Source organism: Streptomyces sp. M41(2017), assembly GCF_002078175.1.
Lineage (GTDB): Bacteria > Actinomycetota > Actinomycetes > Streptomycetales > Streptomycetaceae > Streptomyces.
In genome coordinates this window covers 1,448,166-1,472,964 of the sequence record NZ_MWFK01000002.1, presented here as the reverse complement: position 1 = coordinate 1,472,964, position 24,799 = coordinate 1,448,166, and the positions used below count along the sequence as shown (strand labels likewise).

Genomic DNA, 24,799 nt, shown 5'->3' with positions numbered 1-24,799 from the left:
GGAGGAGAGGCCGCTGACCGCGACGCCCGGCGCGGCACGACACCCCGATGCCGCGGTGCGCATGGACCGCGCGGAACTACGCCTCCGGCCGGTTTCCCCAGGGGTGCCCGCGGCCGACGCGGCCGAACGCGCCGCGCAGCAGGGCGCGGAACGCGTCGGCGGCGGGCGTGGCTCCCTCCGCGCGGTGGACGACCGAGATCGTGCGCCGCAGGTCTCCCGGGTCCAGCAGCCGCGTCCCCACCGGAGTCGCGGCGGTCGACGCCACCATCTCCGGCACCACCGCGACCCCGAGCCCGGCACTGACCAGCGCGCACACCAGGGCGTAGCCCGGCGTCTCGACGAGCACGGCAGGGGTGGCTCCGGCGCCGGCGAGCGCGGCCTCCACGGCCTGCCGCGGTGGGTGGTCCGGCGCCATGCTGATCAGCGGCTGGCCCGCGAGGTCCGCGAGGGGCAACCGCCCGGAACCGGCCGCGAGCACGTGCCCCGGCGCCGTCACCAGCACCAACTCCTCGACCAGCACAGCCTCCACGGCGACGGACGAGGGCAGCGGTACACGCGGCGCGGGCTCGTAGGTGTGCGTGAGGGCCAGGTCCACCTCCCCGGCGGCGACCGCCGCGATCCCGTGCGGAGGCTCGTAATCGGCGACCGCCAGCTCCACGTCCGGATGGGCCCGGCGGAACGCGCTGAGCACGGGCGGCAGCAGATGGATGCCCGCCGTCTGGAAGGTGCCGAGCCGCAGCGTCCCGCCCGACAGGCCCGCCAGCCGCGCCAGTTCGTGCCGAGCCAGTTCCATCTCGTCGAGCACCCGCCGCGCTCGCGCCACCAGCAGTTCGCCGGCGCCGGTGAGCCGCGTCCCGCGGTGCGACCGCACCAGCAGTGCCGCCCCCGCCTCCCGCTCCAGCTTCGCCACCTGCTGGGAGAGTGCGGGCGGCGTGTACCCGAGCCGTTCGGCGGCCCGGGTGATCGAGCCCGCCTCGGCGACCGCCACCAGCGCCGCCAGCCGCGTCGGGTCGTACATGTGCCGCTCCTGGATCCAGGGGCCACTACCGGACCTCGTCGAGGGGCCGCCCCGGACGGCCCGGTCCGAGGTGACCCCTCACCGGGGTCTAAACGGATGCTTAAGGAGAACCCAGGATATTCGACATACCTGCTGAAGGCCCCTGCGGGTGAACCTGGTGGCATGGACGCACAGCTCTTCGCCTTCACCGGAGTGGCCGCCGGCATGGTCGCCATGCCCGGAGCCGACTTCACCGTCGTCGTACGCAACGCCCTCGTCTCGCGCCGGGCCGGAGTCGCGTGCGCCCTCGGCATCGCGGGCGGACTGCTCCTGCACACGGCGCTGGCCGTCGCCGGGGTGGCCGCGGTCCTCACCGCCGTCCCCGCGCTGTTCCGGACGCTCCAGCTGCTCGGTGGCGCCTACGTGCTCCACCTGGGCCTGCGGACCGTGCGCGCCCTCGGGCGACCGCGCCCGGCCGACGGGACCGGACCGGGGACGGTCACGGCCTCGGCCGACGACCGGAAGGAGTCCGGAAAGGATGCGCATGGGGCGGCGGGGACGGCGGGGACGGGCACGGCTGCCCGACCGCTGCGTCAGGGCTTCGTCACCAACGCCCTCAACCCGAAGGCGCCGATCACCTTTCTGAGCCTGCTGCCGCAGTTCGTGCCGGCGGGCAGCCCCGCGATGCCGCGGACGCTGCTCCTCGCGCTGATCGTGGTCGTCCTGGCCCTGGTGTGGTTCCCGGCGGTCGCGCTGCTCGTGGACCGGCTGGGACGGTGGCTGCGCCGGCCGCGGGCCGCACGCGCCGTGGAGGCCGTCACCGGCGGAGCGCTCACCGTGCTCGGCCTCGTGCTGCTCCTGGAGCCGCTGAGGGGCTGAGCCGGGCGCTGCCGGCGTGGCGGGGACGGTCGCCGTCCCTGCGGCGCACGGCCGGACGGAGGCGGCGCACCGAAAAGGGCGGCCGGACGGAGGCGGTACACCGAGGGGTGGCAGGACCGCAGTGTCGGTGTTCCCCGGGCGGCGGCCCCCGCCGCCGCCCGGGGTCAGGTCAGCTGACCCGCCCGTACCAGACGCTCCGTGTCCAGATCTTCTGGAGCTTCACCACTTCCCCGGTCTTCGGGGAGTGCCAGATCTTTCCCTTCCCGGCGTAGATGCCGACGTGGTAAACACTCCGGCCCGAGTGGAAGAACACGAGGTCCCCGGCCTTGCGGTGCGAGGCGGAGACATGGTGCGTCTTGTTGTACTGCGCCGCGGCCGTTCGAGGCAGCTTCTTGCCCGCCTTCTTGAACGAGTAGAGCGTGAGCCCGGAGCAGTCGAAGCGGTGCGGTCCCGTGGCGCCGTACTTGTACGGGGCGCCGTGCTTCGAGGCCGCGACCTGGAGTGCCTTCGTCGCGGTCGTGGCCGCCTGGGCGTCGGGTGCGACACCAGGGACCACGAGGCTGCCGCCGACGGCGGCGATGGTGAGGGCCGAGGCCGTACCGGCCCTGGTCCACAGCGACGGGACACGATTGAGCGCAGTCATGCGCAACCCTTCGTCAGCCGCCTGTGAAGGATGACCTGTCGGATTCGGGCTGGCGAAGTTGCCCGGCCGCTGCTGCGGCTTCACCCCAAGGACCGCGCGGAATGCTGCTCCGGCGGACCGTCGTGCTGGGTCCTCCACTCCTGCCGATCCACTTCTGTCGACCGGGCATCCGGGCGGCGGCAGGACTCGGCGTCCGCCCGGACCGCCCCGCCGCTGTGGCGGGGGCTTGTCGTCGGAAGGGATCTTCACCCATGAACGTCCGAAAATCCGAGTGGAACCGATGTTTTGTGGGCTTACTCACCACTCACCCGTTCGGGTGGACACCCCTCTGTTCGAGGGGGTGTTGGGGACGCGGGCGACCCCCGCACCTGCATCGGAACCCCTCATTCCGCCTTTCTGCCCTCCGTGTTGCGCAAGTCGGAGGGGTCCGAGAAAGGACGGATTCCTACGCCATCAGGGGGTACACCATCTGGTGCGTTTGAGTCGCGGTGCGGACGGTCCGGCGGCGCGGTGCGCGCCGGACCCGGGCGTGAGCGCCTCAACTGCCGGACACGGGAGGGATCGTGACCCGCGTGGTGCGCCGCTCGCCGTCCAGCACGCGCAGAGCCTGAGCCAGGGTCGGCGCGTGCACCTCGCTCTCGCCCCGCTGGTGCATGAGCGCGAGGGCGTCCCGCAGGGCCGTCGCCTTGGCGACCAGAGCCTGGGCGGCGCGCAGCCCCCGGTAGGTGTCGCCGGGACGCGCGGGATTGATCCGGCCGACCAGGTCGACCACGTCCAGATAGCGGTCGATCAGCTCGGCCTCCGCGCGGGTCAGCGCGGGCAGCGGCGGCAGGTCGGGGATCATCGGCCGCTCACCTCGCGCCGGGTGCGCCGGGCGAGTCGCCGGACGGCGAGATGTCCCGGTCGGGGGCGCGGTGTTCGAGGTGGGTGAACCGCCCCGTCACGGCGTTCGCCGAGGTGTCGTCGATGGTCGTCCCGAGGAGCACGGTCCGCTCGTCGAGCGGCTGCGCGTACGGATCCGGTGTCCCGTGTCCCGCGCCGGGGTGTCGGGTGAGGCCGGTCGGGACGTGGCGGGTGGACGGGCGGTGCATGGGCACGCCTCCTCGCGATCGGTGGATCGACGTCTGTAAAAAATGTACAGGGCGTACGTCAATCGGGAAGGGCTCCCCGCTGAGAGCGAAGAGCCTTGTCAGGCGGCCGGGGAGCCCTTCCGGGCGCGCCTCGCGCCGCCTTCCGGGCCGGCCCCACGCTCCCCGGACGCCGCCGCGACCGGTCTAAGCTGGGCCCATGGCCTACGAGATTCCGGTGACCCGAGCCAGGGCCGAGCTGGCCGAACTGATCAACCGCGTCGTGTACGGCGGCGAGCGCGTCGTCGTGACACGGCACGGGAAGCCGCTCGTCGCCCTCGTCTCCGCCGCCGACCTCGAACGCCTCGAAGAACTCCACGGTTCCGCCGACGAGCCGGCCATCGGATCCCTGTCCGGCGCCCGTGAGGTGGCCTCCGCGTCCCGCGAGCGCCGGCGGTTCGGCATCGCCGCCGAGCACCGAGGGCCCAACGCCTCCTGACCGCGCGACGGTTGGCCGGCCCCGCGTTGTGAGCCGGGTGCTCCGTGCTTCGGTACGGGGCACCCGGCTCTGTGCGTGGGCCCCGCGGGGCCGGGTTCGGCGCCCCGCCGTATACGGTCCATCGCCCACGGCCTGGTGTCGTACCCCGCGCAGCCGTGGCCCGGCGGCCATGATGGGGGTGCCTGCCGGCCGATCCCTGCCCGGAGGTGACGCCGCCGACGTCGCGTCGCGAACCGGGTATGCGGCCGCCCAGGAGCCGGTCATCAGTGGATCAAGGACTGGTTAACGTAGTTGAAACTCCGTCCAACTAACCTGCCGATCCACGCCGCCAGGGGTTCTTGTGCCCGGATTCGCCAAGAACGCGACAAGTGTCGGTGTGTTACATCTATCTCGTCGCGATGGTTGCGGCACCCCGGGCCCCGCACGGTCCGGAGCGAGGACTGTGAGGTGGGAAGCCGTGCAACTGACCCCGCACGAGCAGGAGAGGCTGCTGATCCACGTGGCCGCCGACGTGGCCGAGAAGCGCCGGGCCCGCGGAGTGAGACTGAACCATCCGGAAGCGATCGCTCTGATCACGTCGCACATCCTGGAAGGCGCCCGGGACGGCCGCACCGTCGCCGAGCTGATGTCCTCCGGACGCAAGATCCTCACCCGTGACGACGTCATGGAGGGCATCCCCGAGATGATCCACGACGTCCAGGTCGAGGCGACGTTCCCCGACGGGACCAAGCTCGTCACCGTCCACGACCCGATCGTCTGACGGGGGAGCACGCGCCATGATTCCCGGAGAGATCCTCTTCGCCGACGGGCCCGTCCTCTACAACGAGGGCCGCGAGGTCACCCGCCTGACCGTCCTGAACGCCGCCGACCGCCCCGTCCAGGTCGGCTCCCACTACCACTTCGCCGAGGCCAACCCCGGACTGGACTTCGATCGCGGCGCCGCACGCGGCAAGCGGCTCAACGTCGCCGCGGGCACCGCCGTGCGCTTCGAGCCCGGAATCCCCGTCGACGTCGAACTCGTCCCGCTCGCCGGCGCCCGCGTGGTGCCCGGCCTGCGCGGCGAGACCGGAGGTGCCCTCGATGCCTGAGATCTCGCGCGCCCAGTACGCCGACCTGTTCGGGCCCACCACCGGCGACCGCATCCGCCTCGCCGACACCGATCTGCTGGTCGAGATCGAGGAGGACCGCTCGGGCGGCCCCGGACTCGCCGGTGACGAGGCGGTGTTCGGCGGCGGAAAGGTCATCCGCGAGTCCATGGGCCAGTCGCGCGCGACGCGCGCCGACGGCACCCCGGACACGGTCGTCACCGGGGCCGTGATCATCGACCACTGGGGGATCGTCAAGGCCGACGTCGGTATCCGCGACGGCCGGATCACCGGCATCGGCAAGGCGGGCAACCCCGACACCATGGACGGGGTCCACCCCGATCTGGTGATCGGCCCGGAGACCGAGATCATCGCGGGCAACGGGCGCATCCTGACCGCGGGCGCCATCGACGCCCACGTCCATCTGATCTGCCCGCAGATCGCCGACGAGGCGCTCGCCTCCGGCATCACCACCCTCGTCGGCGGCGGTACCGGACCCGCGGAGGGCTCCAAGGCCACCACCGTGACGCCCGGCCCCTGGCACCTGGCCCGGATGCTGGAGGCGATGGAGGGCTACCCTCTCAACTTCGGTCTGCTCGGCAAGGGCAACACCGTCTCGCACGACGCGATGCTGTCGCAGATCCGGGGCGGCGCGCTCGGCCTGAAGATCCACGAGGACTGGGGCTCGACGCCCGCCGCGATCGACGCCGCCCTCACGGTGGCCGACCGCACGGGCATCCAGGTCGCCATCCACACCGACACCCTCAACGAGGCGGGGTTCGTCGCCGACACCCTCGCCGCGATCGGCGGGCGCGGCATCCACGCGTACCACACCGAGGGTGCGGGCGGCGGGCACGCGCCGGACATCATGTCCGTGGTCTCCGAGTCGTACGTGCTCCCCAGTTCGACCAACCCGACCCGGCCCTACACCGTCAACACCGCCGAGGAACACCTCGACATGCTGATGGTGTGCCACCATCTCAACCCGGCGGTGCCCGAGGACCTGGCCTTCGCCGAGTCCCGCATCCGGCCGTCGACCATCGGCGCCGAGGACATACTGCACGACCTCGGCGCCATCTCGATCATCTCCTCCGACTCCCAGGCGATGGGACGGGTCGGCGAGGTGATCATGCGAACCTGGCAGACCGCCCACGTGATGAAGCGGCGCCGTGGCGCACTGCCCGGAGACGGCGGCGCGGACAACCACCGAGTGCGTCGCTATGTCGCCAAATACACCATCAACCCGGCGCTCGCGCAGGGCCTCGCACGGGAGATCGGTTCCGTCGAGACCGGCAAGCTCGCCGACCTGGTGCTGTGGGAGCCCGCGTTCTTCGGGGTCAAGCCGCACCTCGTCATCAAGGGCGGAATGATCGCGTACGCGCAGATGGGCGACGCCAACGCGTCGATCCCGACGCCGCAGCCGATCCTGCCCCGCCCGATGTTCGGCGCGATCGGGCGGGCGCCGGCCGCGAACTCGTTCAACTTCGTGGCGCCGCTCGCCATCGAGGACGGGCTGCCGGAACGGCTCTCGCTCGGCAAGCGGTTCGTGGCCATCGACTCCACCCGGGCGGTCACCAAGGCCGACATGCGGGAGAACGACGCACGGCCACAGGTGCGGATCGACCCCGACAGCTTCGCCGTGCACATCGACGGCGAACTCGTCGAGGCGACTCCGGCCGCCGAACTGCCCATGGCCCAGCGTTACTTCCTCTTCTGATGTCCCGCGCAGCACTGCTGGTCCTGGCCGACGGCCGGTTCCCCGCCGGAGGGCACGCGCACTCCGGCGGGGCCGAGGCCGCCGTGAAGGCCGGGCGGATCACCGGGGCGGCGGGCCTGGAGGAGTTCTGCCGGGGCCGGCTGCACACGACCGGACTCGTCGCGGCCTCACTGGCCGCGGCGGCCGCGCTCGGCGGCGACCCCGCGGCGCTGGACGCCGCAGCCGACGCCAGAACCCCCTCCCTCGCCCTGCGGGGCGTCGCGCGCCGGCTGGGGCGGCAGCTCATGAGGGCAGCCCGCGCCACCTGGCCCTGCGCCGAACTCGACCAGCTGGCCAAGGAGTTCCCCAAGGGAGCCCACCAGCCGGTCGTCCTCGGCGTGGCGGCACGGGCGGCCGGACTCGGACCCGAGGACGCCGCGTACTGCTCCGCGTACGAGTGCGTCAGCGGGCCCGCGTCCGCGACGGTACGGCTGCTGAGCCTCGACCCGTTCGAGGCCACGGCTGTCCTGGCCCGGCTGACACCGGAGCTGGACGTCGTCGCGCACGCGGCGGCGAGCGCGGCACGGCGGGTCCTCGACGAAGGGGTCGAGGCACTCCCCGCCACGTCGGCGCCCCTGCTGGAGATCAGCGCGGAGGCGCACGCCGCCTGGCCCGTCCGCCTCTTCGCGTCCTAGCCGAAGGCGTGCCGCACGGAAGCCGCCCTGCGGGGAACGGCCACCACCGGACACGGCCGTTCCCCTCGCCCTGCGGGGGACGGCCACCACCGGACCCGGTCGTCCCCGCACCGCTCCCGGAGACCGGCACCGTCGCCGCCGCCGGAGCCCCGCCCTCGGAAGAAACCCCCATACCAGCACCCCGTCCCGGCCCGACCGGCCGGCGCCGGACAGAACGAACCGAACCCCAGCGGACCGGAAGAAACCGGAGACCTGACATGCATCTCGGCCACTCCCACGACGGCCCCGCCGCGATCAGCGCCGATGCCCACCGGCCCGACGGCCGCCGACGTGCCCTGCGCATCGGACTCGGCGGACCCGTCGGATCGGGCAAGACCGCCACCGTCGCCGCCCTCTGCCGCGCCCTGCGCGACGAACTGTCCCTCGCCGTCGTCACCAACGACATCTACACCCGCGAGGACGCCGCGTTCCTGCTGCGCGAGGCGGTCCTGCCGCCCGAGCGGATCACCGCCGTGGAGACGGGGGCCTGCCCGCACACGGCGATCCGCGACGACATCTCCGCGAACCTCGAAGCGGTCGAGGACCTGGAGGACGAGGTCGGACCGCTGGACCTGATCCTCGTCGAGTCCGGCGGCGACAACCTCACGGCGACCTTCTCGAAGGGACTCGTCGACGCGCAGATCTTCGTGATCGACGTCGCGGGCGGGGACGACATCCCGCGCAAGGGCGGGCCGGGCGTCACCACCGCCGACCTGCTCGTGGTGAACAAGACCGACCTGGCGCCCTACGTCGGCTCCGACCTCGGACGCATGGCCGCCGACGCCAAGGCCCAGCGCGACGAACTCCCTGTGGTCTTCCAGTCGCTGCGGACCGAGGCCGGCGTCGCGGACGTCGCCGGCTGGGTGCGCGGCCGGCTCGCCGCATGGACGGCATGACCACCCAGGGCGTGCGTGCCACCGCACGGATCGAGGCCCGGGCCGACGGCAGGGGCGGAACGGCACTGCCGGTGCTCGACGGCGAGGGCCCCCTTGCCCTGCGCCGCACCCGCAGCAGCGGAGCCGAGGCGCGGGTGACGCTGGTCGGCGCGATGAGCGGACCGCTCGGCGGCGACCACCTCACCGTGGAGGCACGGGTGGGGCCGGACGCGCTCCTGCGGGTCGGGTCGGCCGCAGCCACCATCGCCCTGCCCGGACAGGCCGGGGGTGAGGCCCGCTACGACGTACGCCTCGATGTCGCCGAGGGCGGTGAACTGCACTGGCTCCCCGAGCAGTTGATCTCCGCGGGCGGCAGTGAGCTGTCCGTCGTCTCGCGTATCGAGCTGCGGCGCGGCGCCCGGCTCGTCTTCCGGGAGGAGCAGGTCCTCGGGCGGGTCGGCGAGGACCCGGGGCGCCTCACCAGCAGGCTCACCGTGCGCCACGACGGACGGACCCTGCTGGACCAGGAACTGGCGTGCGGCCCCGGAGCGCCGGGAGGCTGGGACGGGCCCGCCGTCCTCGCGGGGCGCCGGGCTCTTGGCCAGCTCGTCGTCGTACGACCGGAGTTCGAGGAGGAACCGCCGCCCGCGCGCCTGCTGGGGGAGTACGCCGCTCTCACCCCGCTCGCCGGGCCCGCCGTGCTCGTCACCGCGCTCGCCCCGGACGCCCTGCTGCTGCGGCGGATCATGGACGAGGCGCTGTGCGACCTCACGTGACGAGAAACCGCTGGAGAAAGGCGGGTTCGCGCCATCCTCACCGCTCAACGGAGCACCGCGTACCGGCTATCGGAATGGTAAAGAACGCCGGTCACATCTGTTCTCAGGGACCTCACAGCAGCAAGGATCCCCGTACCAATCGCAACGATGTACGGGGAGGTCCCACTTGAGGTCCAAGAGACCGACGAAGCGGGTGACGGCGTTCGGTTCGGCCGGCGTGCTCGTCACGGCGACCCTGATAGCCGGAGCCGTGGCGGCCCCGTCGGCCACCGCCGACTCGCGTCACGGCTGGAGCCACGGGCAGAGCCGCGAGCAGCGCGGTGCCGCCGTCGCCGCGGACCGGGCCGCCAAGGCGGGGATCGACTGGCAGGACTGCCCCGCCGACTGGGGCTTCGTGAAGCCCATCCAGTGCGGCTGGGTCAGCGTGCCGCTGGACTACGCACACCCGCACGGCAAGCAGATCAAGCTCGCCGTCGACCGGATCGGCAGCACCGGGACGAAGGAGGAGCGCCAGGGGGCGCTCGTCTACAACCCGGGCGGCCCCGGTGGCTCGGGCATGCGCTTCCCGACCCGGGTCACCGGCAAGAACCCGCTCTGGGTGAACACCTCGAAGGCCTACGACTTCGTGGGCTTCGACCCCCGCGGTGTCGGCCACTCCGCCCCGATCTCCTGCATCGACCCGCAGGAGTTCGTCAAGGCGCCCAAGGCGGACCCGGTCCCGGACAGCGAGGCCGACAAGCGCGCCCAGCGCAAGCTGGCCGCCGAGTACGCCGACGGCTGCGCCGAGCGCAGCGGCAAGGCCGTGCTCCAGCAGATGACCACCCCCAACACCGCCCGCGACCTGGACGTCATCCGCGCCGCGCTCGGTGAGAAGAAGCTCAACTACCTGGGCGTCTCGTACGGCACCTACCTCGGCGCCGTCTACGGCACCCTCTTCCCGGGCCACGTGCGCCGCATGGTCGTCGACAGCGTCGTCAACCCCGCGCGCGAGAACATCTGGTACGAGGCCAACCTCGGCCAGGACGTGGCCTTCGAGGGCCGCTGGAAGGACTGGGAGGACTGGGTCGCGAAGAACGACGCCGCCTTCCACCTCGGTGACACCCGTGCCAAGGTCCAGAACCAGTGGCTGAAGCTGCGCGCCGCGGCGAAGAAGAGCCCCCTGGGCGGTGTCGTCGGCCCCGCCGAGCTGATCTCCTTCTTCCAGAGCGCCCCGTACTACGACTCCTCGTGGGTACCGGTCGCCACGGTGTTCAGCAAGGTGGTCGCCGGTGACACCCAGGCGATCGTGGACGCCGCCGCGCCCGACCTGTCCGACACCGCGGGCAACGCCTCCGCGGAGAACGGCAACGCTGTCTACACGGCCGTCGAGTGCACCGACGCCAAGTGGCCGACCAGCTGGCGGAAGTGGGACCGGGACAACTCCCGGCTGCACAAGGACTACCCGTTCATGACGTGGGCCAACGCGTGGATGAACCTGCCGTGCGCCACCTGGCCGGTCAAGCAGCAGACGCCCGTCGAGGTCAAGACCGGCAAGGGCCTGCCGGCCGTCCTGATCGTGCAGTCCACGAACGACGCCGCCACGCCGTACGCGGGTGCCGTCGAACTGCACAAGCGCTTCAAGGGCTCCCGCCTCATCACGGAGAAGGGCGCCGGTTCGCACGGTGTGACCGGTCTGCTCAACCCCTGCATCAACGGGCGGGTGGACTCCTACCTGCTCACCGGGAAGACGGACGCGGCCGACGTGACGTGCACGCCGCACGCCACCCCGCAGCCGTAGCACCCGCGACATGAGGGGGCGGCCGGTTCCGACCGGCCGCCCCCTTCACGTACGTCCCGGCCGGTCGCCGGTGCCGCTCAACTCGACGGCGTGCGGCGGAACGGGCGCCGCGACTCCGCCTTCGCGGCGGCCTCCTTCTTGACGTCGGCCGCGTACCGGTCGACGTACTCCTGCTCGGAGAGGGAGAGGATGGCGTACATGATCTCGTCGGTGATGGCGCGCAGGACCGTCTTCTCGTTCTCCATCCCGGCGTAGCGCGAGAAGTCGAGGGGCTCGCCGAAACGGATCGACACCGGGCGGATCCGCGGAAGCTTCCGGCCCGGGGGCTGCGCCTCGAACGTGCCGATCATCGCGCAGGGGATCACGGGCGCCTCGGCGCGCAGCGCCATCACCGCCACGCCGACCTTGCCCTTGTAGAGGCGGCCGTCGTGCGACCGGGTGCCCTCCGGGTAGATGCCGAGCAGCTCGTCCTTGGCGAGGACGCCGAGGCCCTCGCGGATGGCGGCCTGTCCGGCCTCCTTGCCGGAGCGGTCGACCGGGATCTGCCCCGCGCTGCGGAAGAACGCGGCCGTCAGCCGGCCCTTGATCCCCGGCCCCGTGAAGTACTCGGCCTTCGCGAGGAAGGTGATCCGGCGCTTCAGGATCGCGGGCATCAGGAAGTGGTCCGCGAACGACAGATGATTGCCGGCCACGATGGCCGCGCCCGACGACGGTACGTGCTCGAGGCCCTCGATCCGAGGCCGGAAGACCAGTCTCAACAGCGGACCAAGAAGAACGTACTTGAGCACGTAATAGAACACTGGAGCGCTCCTCATTTCCCCGGGGGAGCGATCAGTGTAGGCGCGGCCGTCGCCGGGCGTAACCGCTTCGGGGTCACCCTCTGTGGCCCCGTGGCCGGTATCAGACCCCTTGCGTCAGTACCTTCTCCAGAGCCCCGAGAGCCGTCCCGAGTTCGTCCTCCGTGATGGTGAGAGGCGGTGCCAGACGGATGGTCGAGCCGTGGGTGTCCTTCACGAGGATCCCCTCGCCCATCAGCGCCTGGCTGATCTCACGGCCCGTGCCGATGGACGGGTCGATGTCGACGCCCGCCCACAGACCGCGCGAGCGGAAGCCGACGACCCCCCGGCCCACCAGCGTCGTCAGACCGTCCCGCAGGAGGACGCCCAGCGCGGCCGCCCGGCGCTGGTGTGCCCCGGTCCTCAGCAGGCCGACCACCGCGGAGCCGACCGCGGCGGCGAGCGGGTTGCCGCCGAACGTGGAGCCGTGCTCGCCGGGCCGCAGCACCTCCATGACGTCCCGGCGCCCGACGACCGCGGAGACGGGCACGATGCCGCCGCCCAGGGCCTTGCCGAGCAGCACCAGGTCAGGGACGACGGATTCGTGGTCCACCGCCAGGGTGGTCCCCGTGCGGCCGAGGCCCGACTGGATCTCGTCCGCGATGAAGAGGCAGTCGGTCCGGCGCGTGAGGTCGCGGACACCGGCGAGATAGCCGTCGTCCGGGATGACCACACCGGCCTCGCCCTGGATGGGTTCGATCAGGACCGCGGCGGTGGTCTCGTCGATCGCCGCCTCCAGCGCGGCCAGGTCGTTGTACGGCACGACCCGGAAACCGGGCGTGAAGGGACCGAAGCCGGCCCGCGCCGTCTCGTCCGTCGAGAAGCTGACGATGGTGGTCGTCCGGCCGTGGAAGTTGTCCGCGGCCACCACGATCGTGGCGCGGCCGGGCTCGACACCCTTCACCTCGTACGCCCACTTGCGCGCCAGCTTGATGGCGCTCTCCACCGCCTCCGCGCCGGTGTTCATCGGCAGCACCATGTCCTGGCCGGTCAACTCGGCCAGTGACTCGGCGAATCCGGCCAGCCGGTCGTTGTGGAACGCCCGTGAGGTGAGGGTGAGCCGGTCGAGCTGGCGGTGCGCCGCCTCGATCAGCACCGGATTGCGGTGACCGAAGTTGAGGGCGGAGTAGCCGGCCAGCATGTCGAGGTAGCGACGGCCCTCGACGTCCTCGACCCAGGCGCCCTCGGCGTGCGCGACGACCACGGGCAGCGGGTGGTAGTTGTGCGCCAGGACGGGCGCCTCGGCACGGATCAGTTCGGCGGAGCCGCGCGTACCGTCGACGGCGGGGGTACTCACACGGGCGGGAGCGGTCATGAACGGATCTCCTGAGTGCAGCACTTGATGCCGCCGCCGGCCTTCTGGAACTCCGAGAGGTCGACGGGGACGGGAACGTAGCCGTGCCGGTCGAGCTGACCGGCCAGGGCCTCGGCGCGCGGGGCGATGAAGACGTGGCGGCCGTCGGACACGGAGTTGAGGCCGAAGGCGAAGGCGTCCTCGCGGGTCGCCACCACCGCGTCCGGGAACAGCCGGGCCAGCACCTCGCGGCTGCCCGGCGAGAAGGCCTCCGGGTAGTAGGCGATGTTCTCGTCGTCCAGGACGAACAGCGCGGTGTCCAGGTGGTAGAACCGCGGGTCCGTCAGACGCAGCGTGATCACCGGGACGCCGAAGAACTCCTGGACCTCGCGATGGGCCTCGGGCGTCGTACGGAAGCCGGTGCCCGCCAGGACGTAGTGGCGGGTCGGGACGAGGTCGCCCTCGCCCTCGCAGACCGCCTCGGGACGGTGGACGTCGAACCCGGCCGTCTTGAACCAGGTGTCGTAGGCGGTGGACTCGGGGCGCCGCTCCGGCGCGTGGAAGTACGAGCCGAAGACCCGGCCCGCGATGACGAGCGCGGAGTTCGCCGCGAAGACCATGTCGGGCAGGCCGACGACCGGCTCGACGGAGTCCACGGAGTGGCCGTGCGCGCGGTAGGCGCTGATCAGCGCCTTCCACTGGTCGCGCGCGAGATCCACATCCACGGGGGTGTCGGGATGCATCCAGGGATTGATCGCGTACTGAACGGCGAAGTGTCTGGGTTCGCAGACGAGAAAGCGCCGGGGGCGCGGCACACGGCTGTCGGGCACAGAGGGGTCCCTCCGCTTCCTGCGGTGTCGGCTGGGTGGATACCTCAACGGTAGGAAACGGGGGATACGGGCGACAAGCGATGAGAGCTGCGTGTACGCGCACCATCGCTGCGTGATCGACTGGGTCAGCGCACGTTTCCTGCGTCGTCGGGGGCCGCGTGGGTCGCCCCCGCCTCCGGAGCCTCGGGCAGCAGGTGGGACAGCACCATGTAGCTGATCGTCTTCCGGATGAACGGTTCCACCCGGATGCGCTCCAGCACCTCCTCGAAGTGCTCCACGTCCACCGCCCGCACGTGCAGCAGCGCGTCCGCGCCCCCGGTCACCGTCATCGCCGCGGTGATCTCCGGATGGTTGCGCACCACCTCGGCGAGCCGCCGCGGCGGGGCCGCCCCCTCGCAGTACACCTCGACGTACGCCTCCGTGCGCCAGCCGAGCGCGACCGGTTTCACCGTGGCGGTGAACCCGGTGATCACGCCCGTCTCGCGCAGCCGGTCCACGCGTCGCTTGACCGCCGTGGCGGACAGCCCGATCGCCGCGCCGATCTCCGCGAAACTCGTCCGGGCGTTGGCCATCAGAGCGGTGATGATCTTGCGGTCGAGCTCGTCGAACATCGCGGGCTTGCTGTTCATGGCGGCACTGTATCCAGCGGCGGGCACCACCCCGCCGGGTACGACGGCCCTGTCCGGCACGTGTCCAGCCGCGTGAATCGCTCCTACACTCCACTCTCATGCTGCGCGCCCTCGCCGTCGACGACGAACAACCCTCCCTGGAGGAACTCCTGTACCTCCTCAACGCCGATCCCCGGATCGGCAGCGCCGAGGGAGCCGGCGACGCGACCGAGGCGCTGCGCCGCATCAACCGCGCCCTGGAGTCCGGTCCGGGCGGCCCCGAGGCGATCGACGTCGTCTTCCTCGACATCCACATGCCGGGCCTCGACGGACTCGACCTCGCCCGGCTGCTCGGCGGGTTCGCGCAACCGCCGCTCGTCGTGTTCGTCACCGCCCACGAGGGCTTCGCCGTCCAGGCCTTCGACCTCAAGGCCGTCGACTACGTCCTCAAGCCCGTACGGCGCGAGCGGCTCGCCGAGGCGATCCGCCGGGTGGCCCAACTCCGCGACACCGCACCGCGGATCCCCGTCCACGAACCCGACCCCGACCATCTGTCCGTCGAACTCGGCGGCGTCACCCGCTTCGTGGCCGTCGACGACATCACCCACGTCGAGGCCCACGGCGACTACGCCCGGCTGCACACCGCGCAGGGCAGCCACCTGGTGCGCATCCCGTTGTCCACCCTCGAAGAGCGCTGGCGCTCCCGCGGCTTCGTCCGCATCCACCGCCGCCACCTCGTCGCCCTGCGCCACATAGCCGAACTCCGCCTGGACGCGGGCACCGTCAGCGTCCTCGTCGACTCCGTCGAACTCCAGGTCAGCCGCCGCCACGCGCGACAACTGCGCGATCTGCTGCTGCGCCGGACCACGAGCTGAGGGGGACGGCGTGCCGCAGGATCCCGCCGAACGCCGCGTGGTCGTCACCGGAGCACCCCGGCGTGCCGGGCGGACGTCCGGCTACTACCGGCCACGGACCGAGATCGACGAACAGACCACCCTCGGCCACACCTACGTCCGATCCCTGATGCGCAGTCAACTCCGAGTGGCGCTGGCCGTCTTCACCGTCCTGGTCCTGCTCGTCGCCCCGCTGCCGCTGTTCTTCGCCGCGATGCCCGACCGCGCCGGCCTGGAGTGGGCCGTCCTCGGCTTCTGCGTCTACCCGCCGCTGGTCCTGCTCGCCCGCTGGTACGTCCGGCGCGCCGAACGCAACGAGCGCGACTTCGTGCGGCTCGTCGAGGACCGCTGACCCGTGAACCAGAACTACGCCGTCCCCGCGGTCGCCCTCGTCGTCGTCGCGACCGTCCTCGTCGGCGCCTTCGGCCTGCGCATCTCCCGGACCACCTCCGACTTCTACGTCGCCTCGCGCACCGTCGGCCCCCGCCTCAACGCCGCCGCGATCAGCGGCGAGTACCTCTCCGCCGCCTCCTTCCTCGGCATCGCCGGACTGGTCCTCGTCCAGGGACCCGACATGCTCTGGTACCCCGTGGGCTACACCGCGGGCTACCTCGTCCTGCTCCTGTTCGTCGCGGCACCGCTGCGCCGCTCCGGCGCCTACACGCTCCCCGACTTCGCCGAGGCGCGCCTCGGATCGCAGGCGGTGCGGCGGCTCGCCGGCGCCTTCGTCGTCGGCGTCGGCTGGCTGTACCTGCTGCCCCAACTCCAGGGCGCGGGACTGACGCTGGCCGTGATGACGGACGCGCCCGACTGGTTCGGCGGCGTCCTGGTGGCCGTCGTCGTGGTCGCCACCGTCGCCGCGGGCGGCATGCGCAGCATCACCTTCGTGCAGGCCTTCCAGTACTGGCTCAAGCTCACCGCCCTGCTCGTCCCCGCGCTCTTCCTCGTCCTCGCCTGGCAGGCCCACGGCGCGCCCCGCCACGCCTTCGACGAGCCGCCGGCCTTCCGCGAGCAGCGCCTCGTCCGGATCGACGACACCGTCGACCTGAACCTGTCCCGGCCGCTCACCGTCACCGCGACCGGCACCGTGGACGGCCACCGCCACGACGCCACACGCCTTCGCCTCCCGGCCGGCACCCACCACGTCGAGCGCGGCACCCGGCTGACCTTCGACCGCGGCGCCCCGGTCCCCGCGGCCGACCGCGGCAGCAACGGCGGGATGTCGACCTCGCTCGCGGCCGGACGTGAGGAACGCCCCCTCTACGCGACGTACGGACTGATCCTCGCCACCTTCCTCGGCACCATGGGCCTGCCCCACGTCGTCGTCCGCTTCTACACGAGCCCGCACGGGGTCGCCGCGCGCCGCACCACCGTCGCCGTGCTCGGCCTCATCGGCGCCTTCTACCTGCTGCCGCCCGTCTACGGAGCGCTCGGCCGGCTGTACACCCCCGAACTCAGCCTCAGCGGCGACGCGGACGCCGCGGTACTCCTGCTGCCCGACCGGATGCTCGGCGGAGCCGGCGGGAACCTGCTGGGCGCCCTCGTCGCGGGCGGAGCCTTCGCCGCGTTCCTGTCCACGGCCTCCGGACTGACGATGGCGGTCGCCGGGGTGCTCACCCAGGACGTGCTGCCCTCGCGCGGGGTACGGCACTTCCGGCTGGGCACCGTCCTCGCGATGGCCGTCCCGCTCGCCGCGAGCGTGCTGGTCGGCGGGCTGCCCGTCGCCGACGCGGTCGGCCTCGCGTTCGCCGTGTCCGCGTCCTCGTTCTGCCCGCTCCTCGTCCTCGGCATCTGGTGGCGGCGGCTCACCCCGCCCGGCGCCGCCGCCGGGATGCTCGTCGGCGGCGGCGCCGCCCTCGTCGCCGTCGGCGCCACCATGGCCGGCTATCCGCGCTCCGGCTCGCTGCACGCCCTGCTCGCCTGGCCGGCCCTCTGGTCCGTGCCGCTCGGCTTCGTCACCATGGTGCTCGTGTCCCTGGCCACCGCCGCCCGCGTACCGGCGGGGACGGCCGCCATCCTCGCCCGCTTCCACCTCCCGGAGGAACTCACCGAGGCGGCGGGACGGTGAGCGGGTTCCTCGCCGGCCTCTGCGTCGCGGCGCTGCCGCTCCTCGCCGCGGGGTTCTGGCTCGGCAGACGCACCGCCCGGCCGCAGAACCTCGGCGGCCTCGGCACGCCCGTCGAGCACGCCACCTTCCAGACCCTGCACACCGCCTCGCTCGCCGCGCCGCCGCTGCGCGCCGGTCTCACGGAGGAGACGGCCCGCCGCTCCGCGCGACGGCTGCGCACCCTGCTCGGCACCGACGCGCTCTGCCTCACCGACCAGGAGACGGTGCTCGCCTGGGACGGCGTCGGTTCCCACCACCGCGCCGAGATCATGGAACGGCTCGGCGGCCCGCTGGACACCGGCCGCGGCGAGGCCTTCCGGCTGCACTGCGAGGAACCCGCCTGCACGCTCCGCTGGGCCGTCGTCGCTCCGCTCACCGTCGAGGAACGGGTGCACGGAGCGCTGGTCGTCTGCGCGCCCCGCGAGTCGGCCGTCCTCGTGCGCGCGGCCGGCGAGGTCGCGCGCTGGGTCTCCGTCCAGCTGGAGCTGGCCGACCTCGACCAGTCCCGGACCCGGCTCATCGAGGCCGAGATCAGGGCCCTGCGCGCCCAGATATCACCGCACTTCATCTTCAACTCGCTCGCGGTGATCGCCTCGTTCGTGCGCACCGACCCGGAGCGCGCCCGCGAGCTGCTCCTGGAGTTCGCCGACTTCACCCGCTACTCGTTCCGCCGGCACGGCGACTTCACCACGCTCGCGGACGAACTCCACGCCATCGACCACTACCTGGCGCTCGTCCGGGCCCGCTTCGGCGAGCGGCTCTCCGTCACCCTGCAGATCGCACCCGAGGTGCTGCCGGTGGCGCTGCCCTTCCTCTGTCTCCAGCCACTGGTGGAGAACGCCGTCAAACACGGTCTGGAGGGCAAGACCGACAAGAGCCACATCAGCATCACGGCCCAGGACGCGGGAGCCGAGGCCCTCGTCGTCATCGAGGACAACGGGGTCGGCATGGACCCCGACCGGTTGCGCCGCATCCTGTCCGGCGAGGTCGGGCCCTCCGGCGGGATCGGCCTCTCCAACGTCGACGAGCGGCTGCGGCAGGTCTACGGCGACGACCACGGCCTGGTCATCGAGACCGCCGAGGGCGCGGGCATGAAGATCACCGCGAGGCTGCCCAAGTACCAGCCGGGCGTCCACTCGGCGGCCCGGCGCGCCCGGCAGTGACCGGTTCGCACGGGGGCCGGGCGCGCCGCGCCGGGGTCAGGCGTGGGAGACCACCATCCCCAGCGTGATCAGACCGAGCACGACCCAGCCGAACCACAGCCAGCCGTTGCTGCCCAGTGCCACCGTGTAGGCCGTCACCATGACGAGCCCGCCCACGGTGAGCACCCCCATCGTCTTCGTCGTACCGGGCATCGCGACACCCTCCTCCAGGCGGGTCCGCAGCGCGGACCGTGGCCTTCGGTGCCATTTTCACCCGGAGGGACGCGGTTCGCCAGGGGCGGGAGGCTGTCCCGCGCCCGGCGCCGGTCAGCGACCGCGTGCGTCGAGCGAGGCCAGATAGGCGTTGTACGCCTCCAGCTCCTTGTCACCGTCGCGGTCCGCGGCCCGGTCCTGGCGCTTGGCCTGCCGCTGCTCGGAGCCGTACCACTGGAAGAGCAGGGCGAGCAGCACGAGCACGGAGGGGATCTCGCTGAACGCCCAGGCGATGCCGCCCGCGGCGGTCTGGTCGGCGAGCGCGTCGATACGGAGGGAGGCGGGCGGGTTCTCGTACGTCTCGACCATCGGCTGCGAGGCCATCATCAGCGCGATGCCGAAGAACGCGTGGAAGGGCATGCCCGCGAACAGTTCCAGCATCCGCATCAGATAACCCGGCCGGTGCGGGCCGGGGTCGACGCCCATGATCGGCCAGAAGAACACCAGCCCGACCGCGAGGAAGTGGCACATCATCGCGATGTGGCCCGTCCTGGAGCCCATCAGGAAGTCGAAGATCGGGGAGAAGTACAGCGCGTACAGGCTCGCGATGAACAGCGGGATGGTGAACGCGGGGTGGGTGACGATCCGCATGAACCGGCTGTGGAGGAACATCAGCAGCAGTTCACGCGGCCCCTTGCTGCCGCGCTTCGCCGCCACCGGCAGCGCCCGCAGGGCCAGCGTGATCGGAGCGCCGAGCAGGATCAGGATCGGCGACAGCATGCTGATGACCATGTGCTGCACCATGTGCACGCTGAACATGACCATGCCGTAGTCGTTCAGGCGGGTGCACATCATGAGGAGGACGGTCAGCACACCGATGACGAAGGAGACGGTCCGGCCCCACGACCAGCTGTCGCCGCGCCGTGCGAGTCGCACCACGCCCCAGCCGTACAGCGCGAGCCCGAGCAGACACGCGACGAGGAAGAACGGGTCCGTGGACCATGTGAGCCCCCGTCCCAGCGTGAACGGCGGCAGATCCATGGTCATGCCGTGCCCGCTGTGATCCATCCACCGGCTCCTGTTTCTGGGGGTGCCTCCCAGGGCCCTTTTACGGCACTGCGGGAGGGTTGTGCGCTGTCTGTCCGCACCAGACTAGAACTGCCCCCGGCCGCACTCGCGACCGGGGGCAGTTCCAGACGGGTACGTCTCAGAGCACGCACTCCGCCTCGGCGTAGCGCTCGTCGGGGACCGTCTTGAGGGTCTCCACCGCCTCCGCGAGCGACACCATCACGATGTCGGTCCCGCGCAGCGCGGTCATGTTCCCGAACTCGCCGCGGTGCACGGCCTCCACCGCGTGCCAGCCGAACCGGGTCGCGAGGACGCGGTCGTACGCCGTCGGCGTGCCGCCGCGCTGCACGTGTCCGAGGATGACCGGCCGGGCCTCCTTGCCGAGCCGCTCCTCCAGCTCGATGGAGAGCTGCCGGGCGATACCCGCGAAGCGCTCGTGGCCGTAGACGTCCTTGCCGCCCTCGTCGTACTCCATGGAGCCCTCGCGGGGCTTGGCGCCCTCGGCGGCGACGACGATGGCGAAGCGCTTGCCGGCCGCGAACCGTTCGCCGACCTTCGCGGCCAGCTCCTCGATGTCGAAGGGCCGTTCCGGTACGACGATGGCGTGCGCGCCCGCCGCCATGCCGGAGTGCAGCGCGATCCAGCCGGTGTGGCGGCCCATGACCTCCACGATCAGCACACGCTGGTGCGACTCGGCGGTGGTCTTCAGCCGGTCGAGGGCCTCGGTCGCCACACCGACCGCCGTGTCGAAGCCGAAGGTGACGTCCGTGACGGCGATGTCGTTGTCGATGGTCTTGGGCACACCGACGATCGGCAGACCGGCGTCCGACAGCAGCCGGGCGGCCTTGAGCGTGCCCTCGCCGCCGATCGGGATGATCGCGTCGAGCCCGAGCTCCTCGACGTGCCCGCGGGCGCGCTCCACACCGTCACGCAGATGCGCGGGCTGGACCCGGGAGGAGCCGAGCATGGTGCCGCCGCGAGCCAGGATGCCGCTCACCGCGTCGAGGTCGAGCTTGAGGTAGTCGCACTCCAGCAGTCCCTTCCAGCCGTCGCGGAAGCCGATGACCTCGTCGCCGTGGTCGACGACGGCACGGTGTACGACGGACCGGATGACGGCGTTCAGGCCGGGGCAGTCGCCGCCGGACGTGAGGACACCAATGCGCATAGCCCGAAATACCTTCTCAACGTGGTCCGGGGACCGGACCACGTTGTCCGGCAGGATTCCCGCCACCCTACCGGCGGGAGGGGGCGGAACCGCACCGTGCGTCCGCCAGCTGGACGTGCCCGCTCACCTGTGCGGGAGCCGTGTCAGACGGGCCCCGGGGCGGCGCCCGCCCGACACCCCCGGAAACGCCGAGAGGAACCGTTCCTCCCTGGAACGGTTCCTCTCGGCCGGCCCGCCGCCCGGCGGGCCGGTGCGCCTAGGCGGGCTGGGTGGCCGCCGCGATGCGCTCGGAGCGCAGCGCCTCGTACCAGCGGTCGTCGATCGGCGGCAGCGCGTTCACGTCGAGCGCCAGCTTCAGCAGCAGGTCGGCGATCAGCGGATTGCGCGCGAGGACGGGGCCGTGCATGTACGTACCGAACACGGTGTCGTTGTACGCGCCCTCCGTGCCGTCCCCCGTGCCGTTGCCCTTGCCGAGCCGCACGTTCGCGAACGGGCGGGCCGTGGGGCCGAGGTGGGTGACGCCCTGGTGGTTCTCGAAGCCGGTCAGCTGGGGCAGGCCGAGCCGCGGGTCGATGTCCGCGAGCACGTCGCCGACGCACCGCTCGCCCTCGCCCCGGGTGGAGACCACGTCGAGCAGGCCGAGGCCCGGCTCGCGCTGGCCGAGGTCGTTGATGAACTCGTGCCCGAGGATCTGGTAGCCGGCGCACACCGAGAAGACGATCGCGCCGTTGCCCACCGCGCGGTGCAGACCGCCGTCGCGGCGCAGCCGCTCCGCCGCGAGCCGCTGAGGCCGGTCCTCGCCGCCGCCGATGAGGTAGATGTCGCCGGAGGTGGGGATCGGCTGGTCGCTGCGCACGTCGAGACGGGCCACGTCGAGGCCGCGCTGGCGGGCCCTGCGCTCCACGACGAGGGCGTTGCCCTGGTCGCCGTAGGTGCTCAGCAGGTCCGGATAGATCCACACCAGACGCAGGCTGTTGTCACTCATTCTCTTCGTCCTCCGTGGCTCAGTTGCCGACACGACGCCTCAAGTCCTGGAAAGCGGTGTAGTTGGCGATGACCTCGATGCGTCCGGGCGGAGCCATCTGCACGGCCTGGTCGAGGTTCTCGCATACCTGGAACTGCTGGTTGGCGACTTCGAGGCGTACGGCGAGGTCCAGCTTGCGGTCGCCGAGGACGAAGATCGGGTGCCCGGTCAGGCGGGTGTAGTCGACGTCCCACAGCCAGGACGTGTCCGTGCCGTCGGCGCCGCGCGCGTTCACCGACAGGATGACCGGGGTCGGCGGCGGGTCGATCAGCGAGAACGTCTCCAGCCAGCCCGCCGGGTTCTTGGCGAGCAGCAGACGCAGGTCGCGCTGCATGAACTGCACCACGTCGTAGCGTCCGGCGACGGCCTGCACCTGGTACATGCGCTCCAGGGCCACCTGCGGGGGCACCCCGAAGACGGCGGCGACGGCGGCCGACGAGGCGGCGTTCGCCTTGTTGGCGCGGCCCGGCAGCTGGAGGTGGATCGGCCACGCGGAGCCATGCGGGTCGAGCACGTGGTCCCCGGACAGGGCCCAGGTCGGCGTCGGTCGGCGGAAACCGCAGTCCCCGCAGAACCAGTCGTCGCCGGGGCGCTGCATCACACCGCCGCAGGACGGGCAGGACCAGGCGTCGTCCTTCCACATCTGACCGGCCGCCACCCACATGACGTTCGGCGAGGAGGAGGCGGCCCAGACGACCAGCGGGTCGTCCGCGTTGGCTACCACGACGGCCTTCGAACCAGCGAGCCCCTCGCGCCAGTGCTCGGCCATCATCCGGGTCTCGGCGGCCCGGTCGAGCTGGTCGCGCGAGAGGTTCAGCAGCGCGATGCACTTCGGGTCCGTGTCCCGGGCCACGCCCGAGAGGTACTTCTCGTCGACCTCGATGACCGCGAACTTGGCGTCCGAACCACCGGCGAGCGCCGAGGTGATGCCCGCGGGCATGTTGGCGCCGAGCGCGTTGGACACGACCGGGCCCGCGGCGCCCAGTGCCTCCGCGATCAGCCGGGTCGTGGTGGTCTTGCCGTTGGTCGCCGACACCAGGATCACGTCCAGGTGTGTGGCCAGCCTCGCCAGCAGGTCGGGGTCGAGCTTGAGAGCCACCCGGCCGCCGATCACCGATCCGCTGCCGCGTCCGGCGGCTCGCGAGACGGCCGCCGCCGCCTTGCCCGCCGTCACGGCCAGCTTGGCCCGCGGCGTCAGCGGGTCCGAGTTGCCTGACATCGTTTCTCGATCCTCCTTGCGTACGCGCCGCGCCCCTGCCCCCGGCACCGTGTGGGCCTCAGCCTATCGAGATCCACTCACGTGCCCGAATCGCGGCACCACCTGGGTGCCCGCGCGACATGCGCGCGCCTCCCAGGACCGTACCCTTGCCGCCATGCGACAGAGCTCCATCCCGGGCACCCACGGGCGCGTCCGGCCCCTCACTCTGCTCGGCGACCCCGTGCTGCGCACGGCCTGCGCGGAGGTCACCGACTTCGGTCCCCAACTCGCGTCCCTCGTCGAGGACATGTTCGCCACGATGTACGCGGCCGAGGGCGTCGGTCTCGCCGCGAACCAGATCGGCCGGGGGCTCCGCGTCTTCGTATACGACTGTCCCGACGACGACGATGTCCGCCATGTCGGTCATGTGGTGAATCCACGGCTCGTCGCCGCGGACGGCGAGGTCCTGCGCGGACCCGAGGGCTGTCTCTCGCTGCCGGGCCTGGAGGCCGGCACCGAGCGCTTCGACCGTGCCGTCGTCGAGGGACTCACGGTCACCGGCGAGCCCGTGACCGTCGAGGGCACCGGCTGGTTCGCCCGCTGCCTCCAGCACGAGTGCGACCACCTCGACGGCCTGGTGTACGCCGACCGGCTCACCGGATGGCGCAGGAAGCGGATCCTGCGTCAGGTGGGCCGGGCGTCCTGGAGCGGGTGAGGGGGAGTCAGAAGCCGGGGCCGCCCACGCGGTCGCCCGCGGCGGCGAGCCGGCCCCACAGCAGGTCGGCCAGGCTGCGCACCAACTCGGCGCGCGTGCAGGGCCGTTCGCCGAGCCACCAGTCGCCGGCCGCGTGCATCATGCCGACGATCCCGTGGCCCCAGACCCGCGCGAGCTGCTGGCTGCCGGGACCGAGGTCGACCCGCTCCTCGATGACCTCGGCCAGTTCCTCGCCCATGCGGCGCAGGACCGGGGCGGAGTACTTGCCGACGTCGAACCCCGGGTCGCCCGGCTGACCGCCCTCCGACGGATGCATGAGGAAGCGGTACACCTGGGGGCGGGCCTCGATGGCCGCCAGATAGGTGTCGAGCGTCGCCTCGACGCGCTCGCGCCGGCCGGCCGGCGCGTCCAGAGCCGCCCGCAGTGCTCCGAGGAGCGCGTCCGTGTGCCGCTTGGCGAGCGCGGCGTACAGGCCGCCCTTGTCGCCGAAGTGGCGGTACAGGATGGGCTTGGTGATGCCGGCCTCGGCGGCGATGGCGTTCATGGAGGCCCCTGGGCCGTCGCGGAGCACCACTCTGTCCGCGGCCTCCAGCAGCTCGCGCCGGCGGCGGTCCGCGGACCTCTGCTGGTCGGTCCGCTGTGTGGTGTCCATGTGCTCTCCCCACCCGTGGTGATTCG

General features: G+C 72.0%; 28 protein-coding genes and 1 riboswitch. Of the genes, 14 read left to right on the top strand and 14 right to left on the bottom strand.

Translation table 11 applies throughout. The features are described from left to right. Nucleotides 1-76 precede the first annotated feature (76 nt). The gene (locus tag B0675_RS32210; protein ID WP_081223133.1) at nucleotides 77-1,018 is read right to left on the bottom strand and encodes a LysR family transcriptional regulator; all 942 of its coding nucleotides are present in this window, start codon (nucleotides 1,016-1,018) and stop codon (nucleotides 77-79) included. 162 nt (nucleotides 1,019-1,180) lie between these two features. Here B0675_RS32210 and B0675_RS32205 point away from each other — a divergent pair, with 162 nt between their 5' ends. Beyond that, a complete protein-coding gene (locus B0675_RS32205; protein ID WP_081223132.1) occupies nucleotides 1,181-1,876 on the top strand; it encodes a LysE family translocator in 696 nt (231 codons plus the stop codon). Nucleotides 1,877-2,045: 169 nt separating this feature from the next. Here the strand turns inward: B0675_RS32205 and B0675_RS32200 are convergent, their stop codons facing one another. The 3 genes from B0675_RS32200 to B0675_RS32190 all read right to left on the bottom strand — a co-directional run bounded on the left by B0675_RS32200 (nucleotide 2,046) and on the right by B0675_RS32190 (nucleotide 3,610). Beyond that, on the bottom strand, nucleotides 2,046-2,519 hold the full coding sequence (locus tag B0675_RS32200) for a C40 family peptidase (protein WP_081223131.1): 474 nt from the start codon (nucleotides 2,517-2,519) through the stop codon (nucleotides 2,046-2,048). Nucleotides 2,520-2,522: 3 nt separating this feature from the next. After that, nucleotides 2,523-2,721: riboswitch (cyclic di-AMP (ydaO/yuaA leader) on the bottom strand. A 336-nt stretch (nucleotides 2,722-3,057) separates the two neighbouring features. Beyond that, entirely contained in the window at nucleotides 3,058-3,363 is a 306-nt protein-coding gene (locus tag B0675_RS32195; RefSeq protein ID WP_081223130.1) for a hypothetical protein, read from the bottom strand. A gap of 7 nt (nucleotides 3,364-3,370) precedes the next feature. Further along, nucleotides 3,371-3,610: an ATP-dependent Clp protease proteolytic subunit gene (locus B0675_RS32190; protein ID WP_081223129.1), complete on the bottom strand. Its 240-nt coding sequence runs from the start codon at nucleotides 3,608-3,610 to the stop codon at nucleotides 3,371-3,373. A 196-nt stretch (nucleotides 3,611-3,806) separates the two neighbouring features. Here B0675_RS32190 and B0675_RS32185 point away from each other — a divergent pair, with 196 nt between their 5' ends. The 8 genes from B0675_RS32185 to B0675_RS32150 all read left to right on the top strand — a co-directional run bounded on the left by B0675_RS32185 (nucleotide 3,807) and on the right by B0675_RS32150 (nucleotide 11,028). Continuing rightward, nucleotides 3,807-4,085 (top strand): type II toxin-antitoxin system Phd/YefM family antitoxin, encoded by a 279-nt coding sequence (locus B0675_RS32185; RefSeq protein ID WP_081223128.1) that lies wholly within the window; start codon nucleotides 3,807-3,809, stop codon nucleotides 4,083-4,085. A 457-nt stretch (nucleotides 4,086-4,542) separates the two neighbouring features. Further along, on the top strand, nucleotides 4,543-4,845 hold the full coding sequence (locus tag B0675_RS32180; protein ID WP_081223127.1) for an urease subunit gamma: 303 nt from the start codon (nucleotides 4,543-4,545) through the stop codon (nucleotides 4,843-4,845). A 16-nt stretch (nucleotides 4,846-4,861) separates the two neighbouring features. Continuing rightward, complete coding sequence (locus B0675_RS32175; protein ID WP_081223126.1) at nucleotides 4,862-5,173, top strand: urease subunit beta; 312 nt, start codon at nucleotides 4,862-4,864, stop codon at nucleotides 5,171-5,173. Further along, nucleotides 5,166-6,887, top strand: a complete 1,722-nt coding sequence (locus B0675_RS32170) for an urease subunit alpha (RefSeq protein ID WP_081223125.1) — start codon at nucleotides 5,166-5,168, stop codon at nucleotides 6,885-6,887. Before B0675_RS32175 ends, B0675_RS32170 begins: the two co-directional genes overlap by 8 nt. Beyond that, nucleotides 6,887-7,561 (top strand): urease accessory UreF family protein, encoded by a 675-nt coding sequence (locus tag B0675_RS32165; protein WP_081223124.1) that lies wholly within the window; start codon nucleotides 6,887-6,889, stop codon nucleotides 7,559-7,561. The genes B0675_RS32170 and B0675_RS32165 overlap by 1 nt, the downstream gene beginning before the upstream one ends. 257 nt (nucleotides 7,562-7,818) lie before the next feature. After that, nucleotides 7,819-8,496 (top strand): urease accessory protein UreG, encoded by a 678-nt coding sequence (gene ureG, locus B0675_RS32160; protein ID WP_081223123.1) that lies wholly within the window; start codon nucleotides 7,819-7,821, stop codon nucleotides 8,494-8,496. After that, nucleotides 8,493-9,251, top strand: coding sequence for an urease accessory protein UreD (locus tag B0675_RS32155; protein WP_081224009.1), 759 nt, complete (start codon nucleotides 8,493-8,495; stop codon nucleotides 9,249-9,251). Before ureG ends, B0675_RS32155 begins: the two co-directional genes overlap by 4 nt. A 166-nt stretch (nucleotides 9,252-9,417) precedes the next feature. Next, nucleotides 9,418-11,028, top strand: a complete 1,611-nt coding sequence (locus B0675_RS32150) for an alpha/beta hydrolase (protein WP_081223122.1) — start codon at nucleotides 9,418-9,420, stop codon at nucleotides 11,026-11,028. A 77-nt stretch (nucleotides 11,029-11,105) separates the two neighbouring features. Here B0675_RS32150 and B0675_RS32145 read toward each other — a convergent pair whose 3' ends face one another. The 4 genes from B0675_RS32145 to B0675_RS32130 all read right to left on the bottom strand — a co-directional run bounded on the left by B0675_RS32145 (nucleotide 11,106) and on the right by B0675_RS32130 (nucleotide 14,617). Continuing rightward, nucleotides 11,106-11,828, bottom strand: a complete 723-nt coding sequence (locus tag B0675_RS32145) for a lysophospholipid acyltransferase family protein (protein ID WP_081223121.1) — start codon at nucleotides 11,826-11,828, stop codon at nucleotides 11,106-11,108. Between the two features lie 100 nt (nucleotides 11,829-11,928). Next, the gene (gene rocD / locus B0675_RS32140; protein WP_081223120.1) at nucleotides 11,929-13,179 is read right to left on the bottom strand and encodes an ornithine--oxo-acid transaminase; all 1,251 of its coding nucleotides are present in this window, start codon (nucleotides 13,177-13,179) and stop codon (nucleotides 11,929-11,931) included. Next, the gene (ddaH, locus tag B0675_RS32135) at nucleotides 13,176-13,988 is read right to left on the bottom strand and encodes a dimethylargininase (protein WP_081223119.1); all 813 of its coding nucleotides are present in this window, start codon (nucleotides 13,986-13,988) and stop codon (nucleotides 13,176-13,178) included. Before ddaH ends, rocD begins: the two co-directional genes overlap by 4 nt. 125 nt (nucleotides 13,989-14,113) lie before the next feature. Next, nucleotides 14,114-14,617, bottom strand: a complete 504-nt coding sequence (locus tag B0675_RS32130; protein WP_081223118.1) for an Lrp/AsnC family transcriptional regulator — start codon at nucleotides 14,615-14,617, stop codon at nucleotides 14,114-14,116. Between the two features lie 98 nt (nucleotides 14,618-14,715). Here B0675_RS32130 and B0675_RS32125 point away from each other — a divergent pair, with 98 nt between their 5' ends. Genes B0675_RS32125 through B0675_RS32110 form a run of 4 tightly spaced genes read left to right on the top strand, consistent with a single transcriptional unit; the run spans nucleotide 14,716 to nucleotide 18,759 of the window. Next, nucleotides 14,716-15,471, top strand: coding sequence for a response regulator transcription factor (locus B0675_RS32125; RefSeq protein WP_081223117.1), 756 nt, complete (start codon nucleotides 14,716-14,718; stop codon nucleotides 15,469-15,471). A gap of 10 nt (nucleotides 15,472-15,481) precedes the next feature. Beyond that, complete coding sequence (locus B0675_RS32120) at nucleotides 15,482-15,841, top strand: hypothetical protein (RefSeq protein ID WP_081223116.1); 360 nt, start codon at nucleotides 15,482-15,484, stop codon at nucleotides 15,839-15,841. A gap of 3 nt (nucleotides 15,842-15,844) precedes the next feature. Continuing rightward, complete coding sequence (locus B0675_RS32115; protein ID WP_081223115.1) at nucleotides 15,845-17,557, top strand: cation acetate symporter; 1,713 nt, start codon at nucleotides 15,845-15,847, stop codon at nucleotides 17,555-17,557. Beyond that, nucleotides 17,554-18,759, top strand: coding sequence for a histidine kinase (locus B0675_RS32110; RefSeq protein ID WP_081223114.1), 1,206 nt, complete (start codon nucleotides 17,554-17,556; stop codon nucleotides 18,757-18,759). The genes B0675_RS32115 and B0675_RS32110 overlap by 4 nt, the downstream gene beginning before the upstream one ends. Nucleotides 18,760-18,795: 36 nt before the next feature. Here B0675_RS32110 and B0675_RS40815 read toward each other — a convergent pair whose 3' ends face one another. The 5 genes from B0675_RS40815 to B0675_RS32090 form a co-directional block, all read right to left on the bottom strand. Further along, the gene (locus B0675_RS40815; protein WP_107482888.1) at nucleotides 18,796-18,951 is read right to left on the bottom strand and encodes a hypothetical protein; all 156 of its coding nucleotides are present in this window, start codon (nucleotides 18,949-18,951) and stop codon (nucleotides 18,796-18,798) included. A gap of 114 nt (nucleotides 18,952-19,065) precedes the next feature. Then, complete coding sequence (locus B0675_RS32105) at nucleotides 19,066-20,019, bottom strand: cytochrome c oxidase assembly protein (protein WP_081223113.1); 954 nt, start codon at nucleotides 20,017-20,019, stop codon at nucleotides 19,066-19,068. A gap of 139 nt (nucleotides 20,020-20,158) precedes the next feature. Then, nucleotides 20,159-21,184, bottom strand: a complete 1,026-nt coding sequence (locus B0675_RS32100) for a 6-phosphofructokinase (RefSeq protein ID WP_081223112.1) — start codon at nucleotides 21,182-21,184, stop codon at nucleotides 20,159-20,161. 256 nt (nucleotides 21,185-21,440) lie between these two features. Beyond that, nucleotides 21,441-22,169, bottom strand: coding sequence for a glutamine amidotransferase (locus B0675_RS32095; protein WP_081223111.1), 729 nt, complete (start codon nucleotides 22,167-22,169; stop codon nucleotides 21,441-21,443). Between the two features lie 19 nt (nucleotides 22,170-22,188). Next, on the bottom strand, nucleotides 22,189-23,427 hold the full coding sequence (locus B0675_RS32090) for a MurT ligase domain-containing protein (protein ID WP_081223110.1): 1,239 nt from the start codon (nucleotides 23,425-23,427) through the stop codon (nucleotides 22,189-22,191). 154 nt (nucleotides 23,428-23,581) lie between these two features. Between B0675_RS32090 and def the strand changes: the two genes are divergently transcribed. Then, a complete protein-coding gene (gene def / locus B0675_RS32085; RefSeq protein WP_081223109.1) occupies nucleotides 23,582-24,121 on the top strand; it encodes a peptide deformylase in 540 nt (179 codons plus the stop codon). A gap of 7 nt (nucleotides 24,122-24,128) precedes the next feature. Here def and B0675_RS32080 read toward each other — a convergent pair whose 3' ends face one another. Continuing rightward, complete coding sequence (locus B0675_RS32080) at nucleotides 24,129-24,773, bottom strand: TetR family transcriptional regulator (RefSeq protein ID WP_081223108.1); 645 nt, start codon at nucleotides 24,771-24,773, stop codon at nucleotides 24,129-24,131. Between the last annotated feature and the right edge of the window lie 26 nt (nucleotides 24,774-24,799).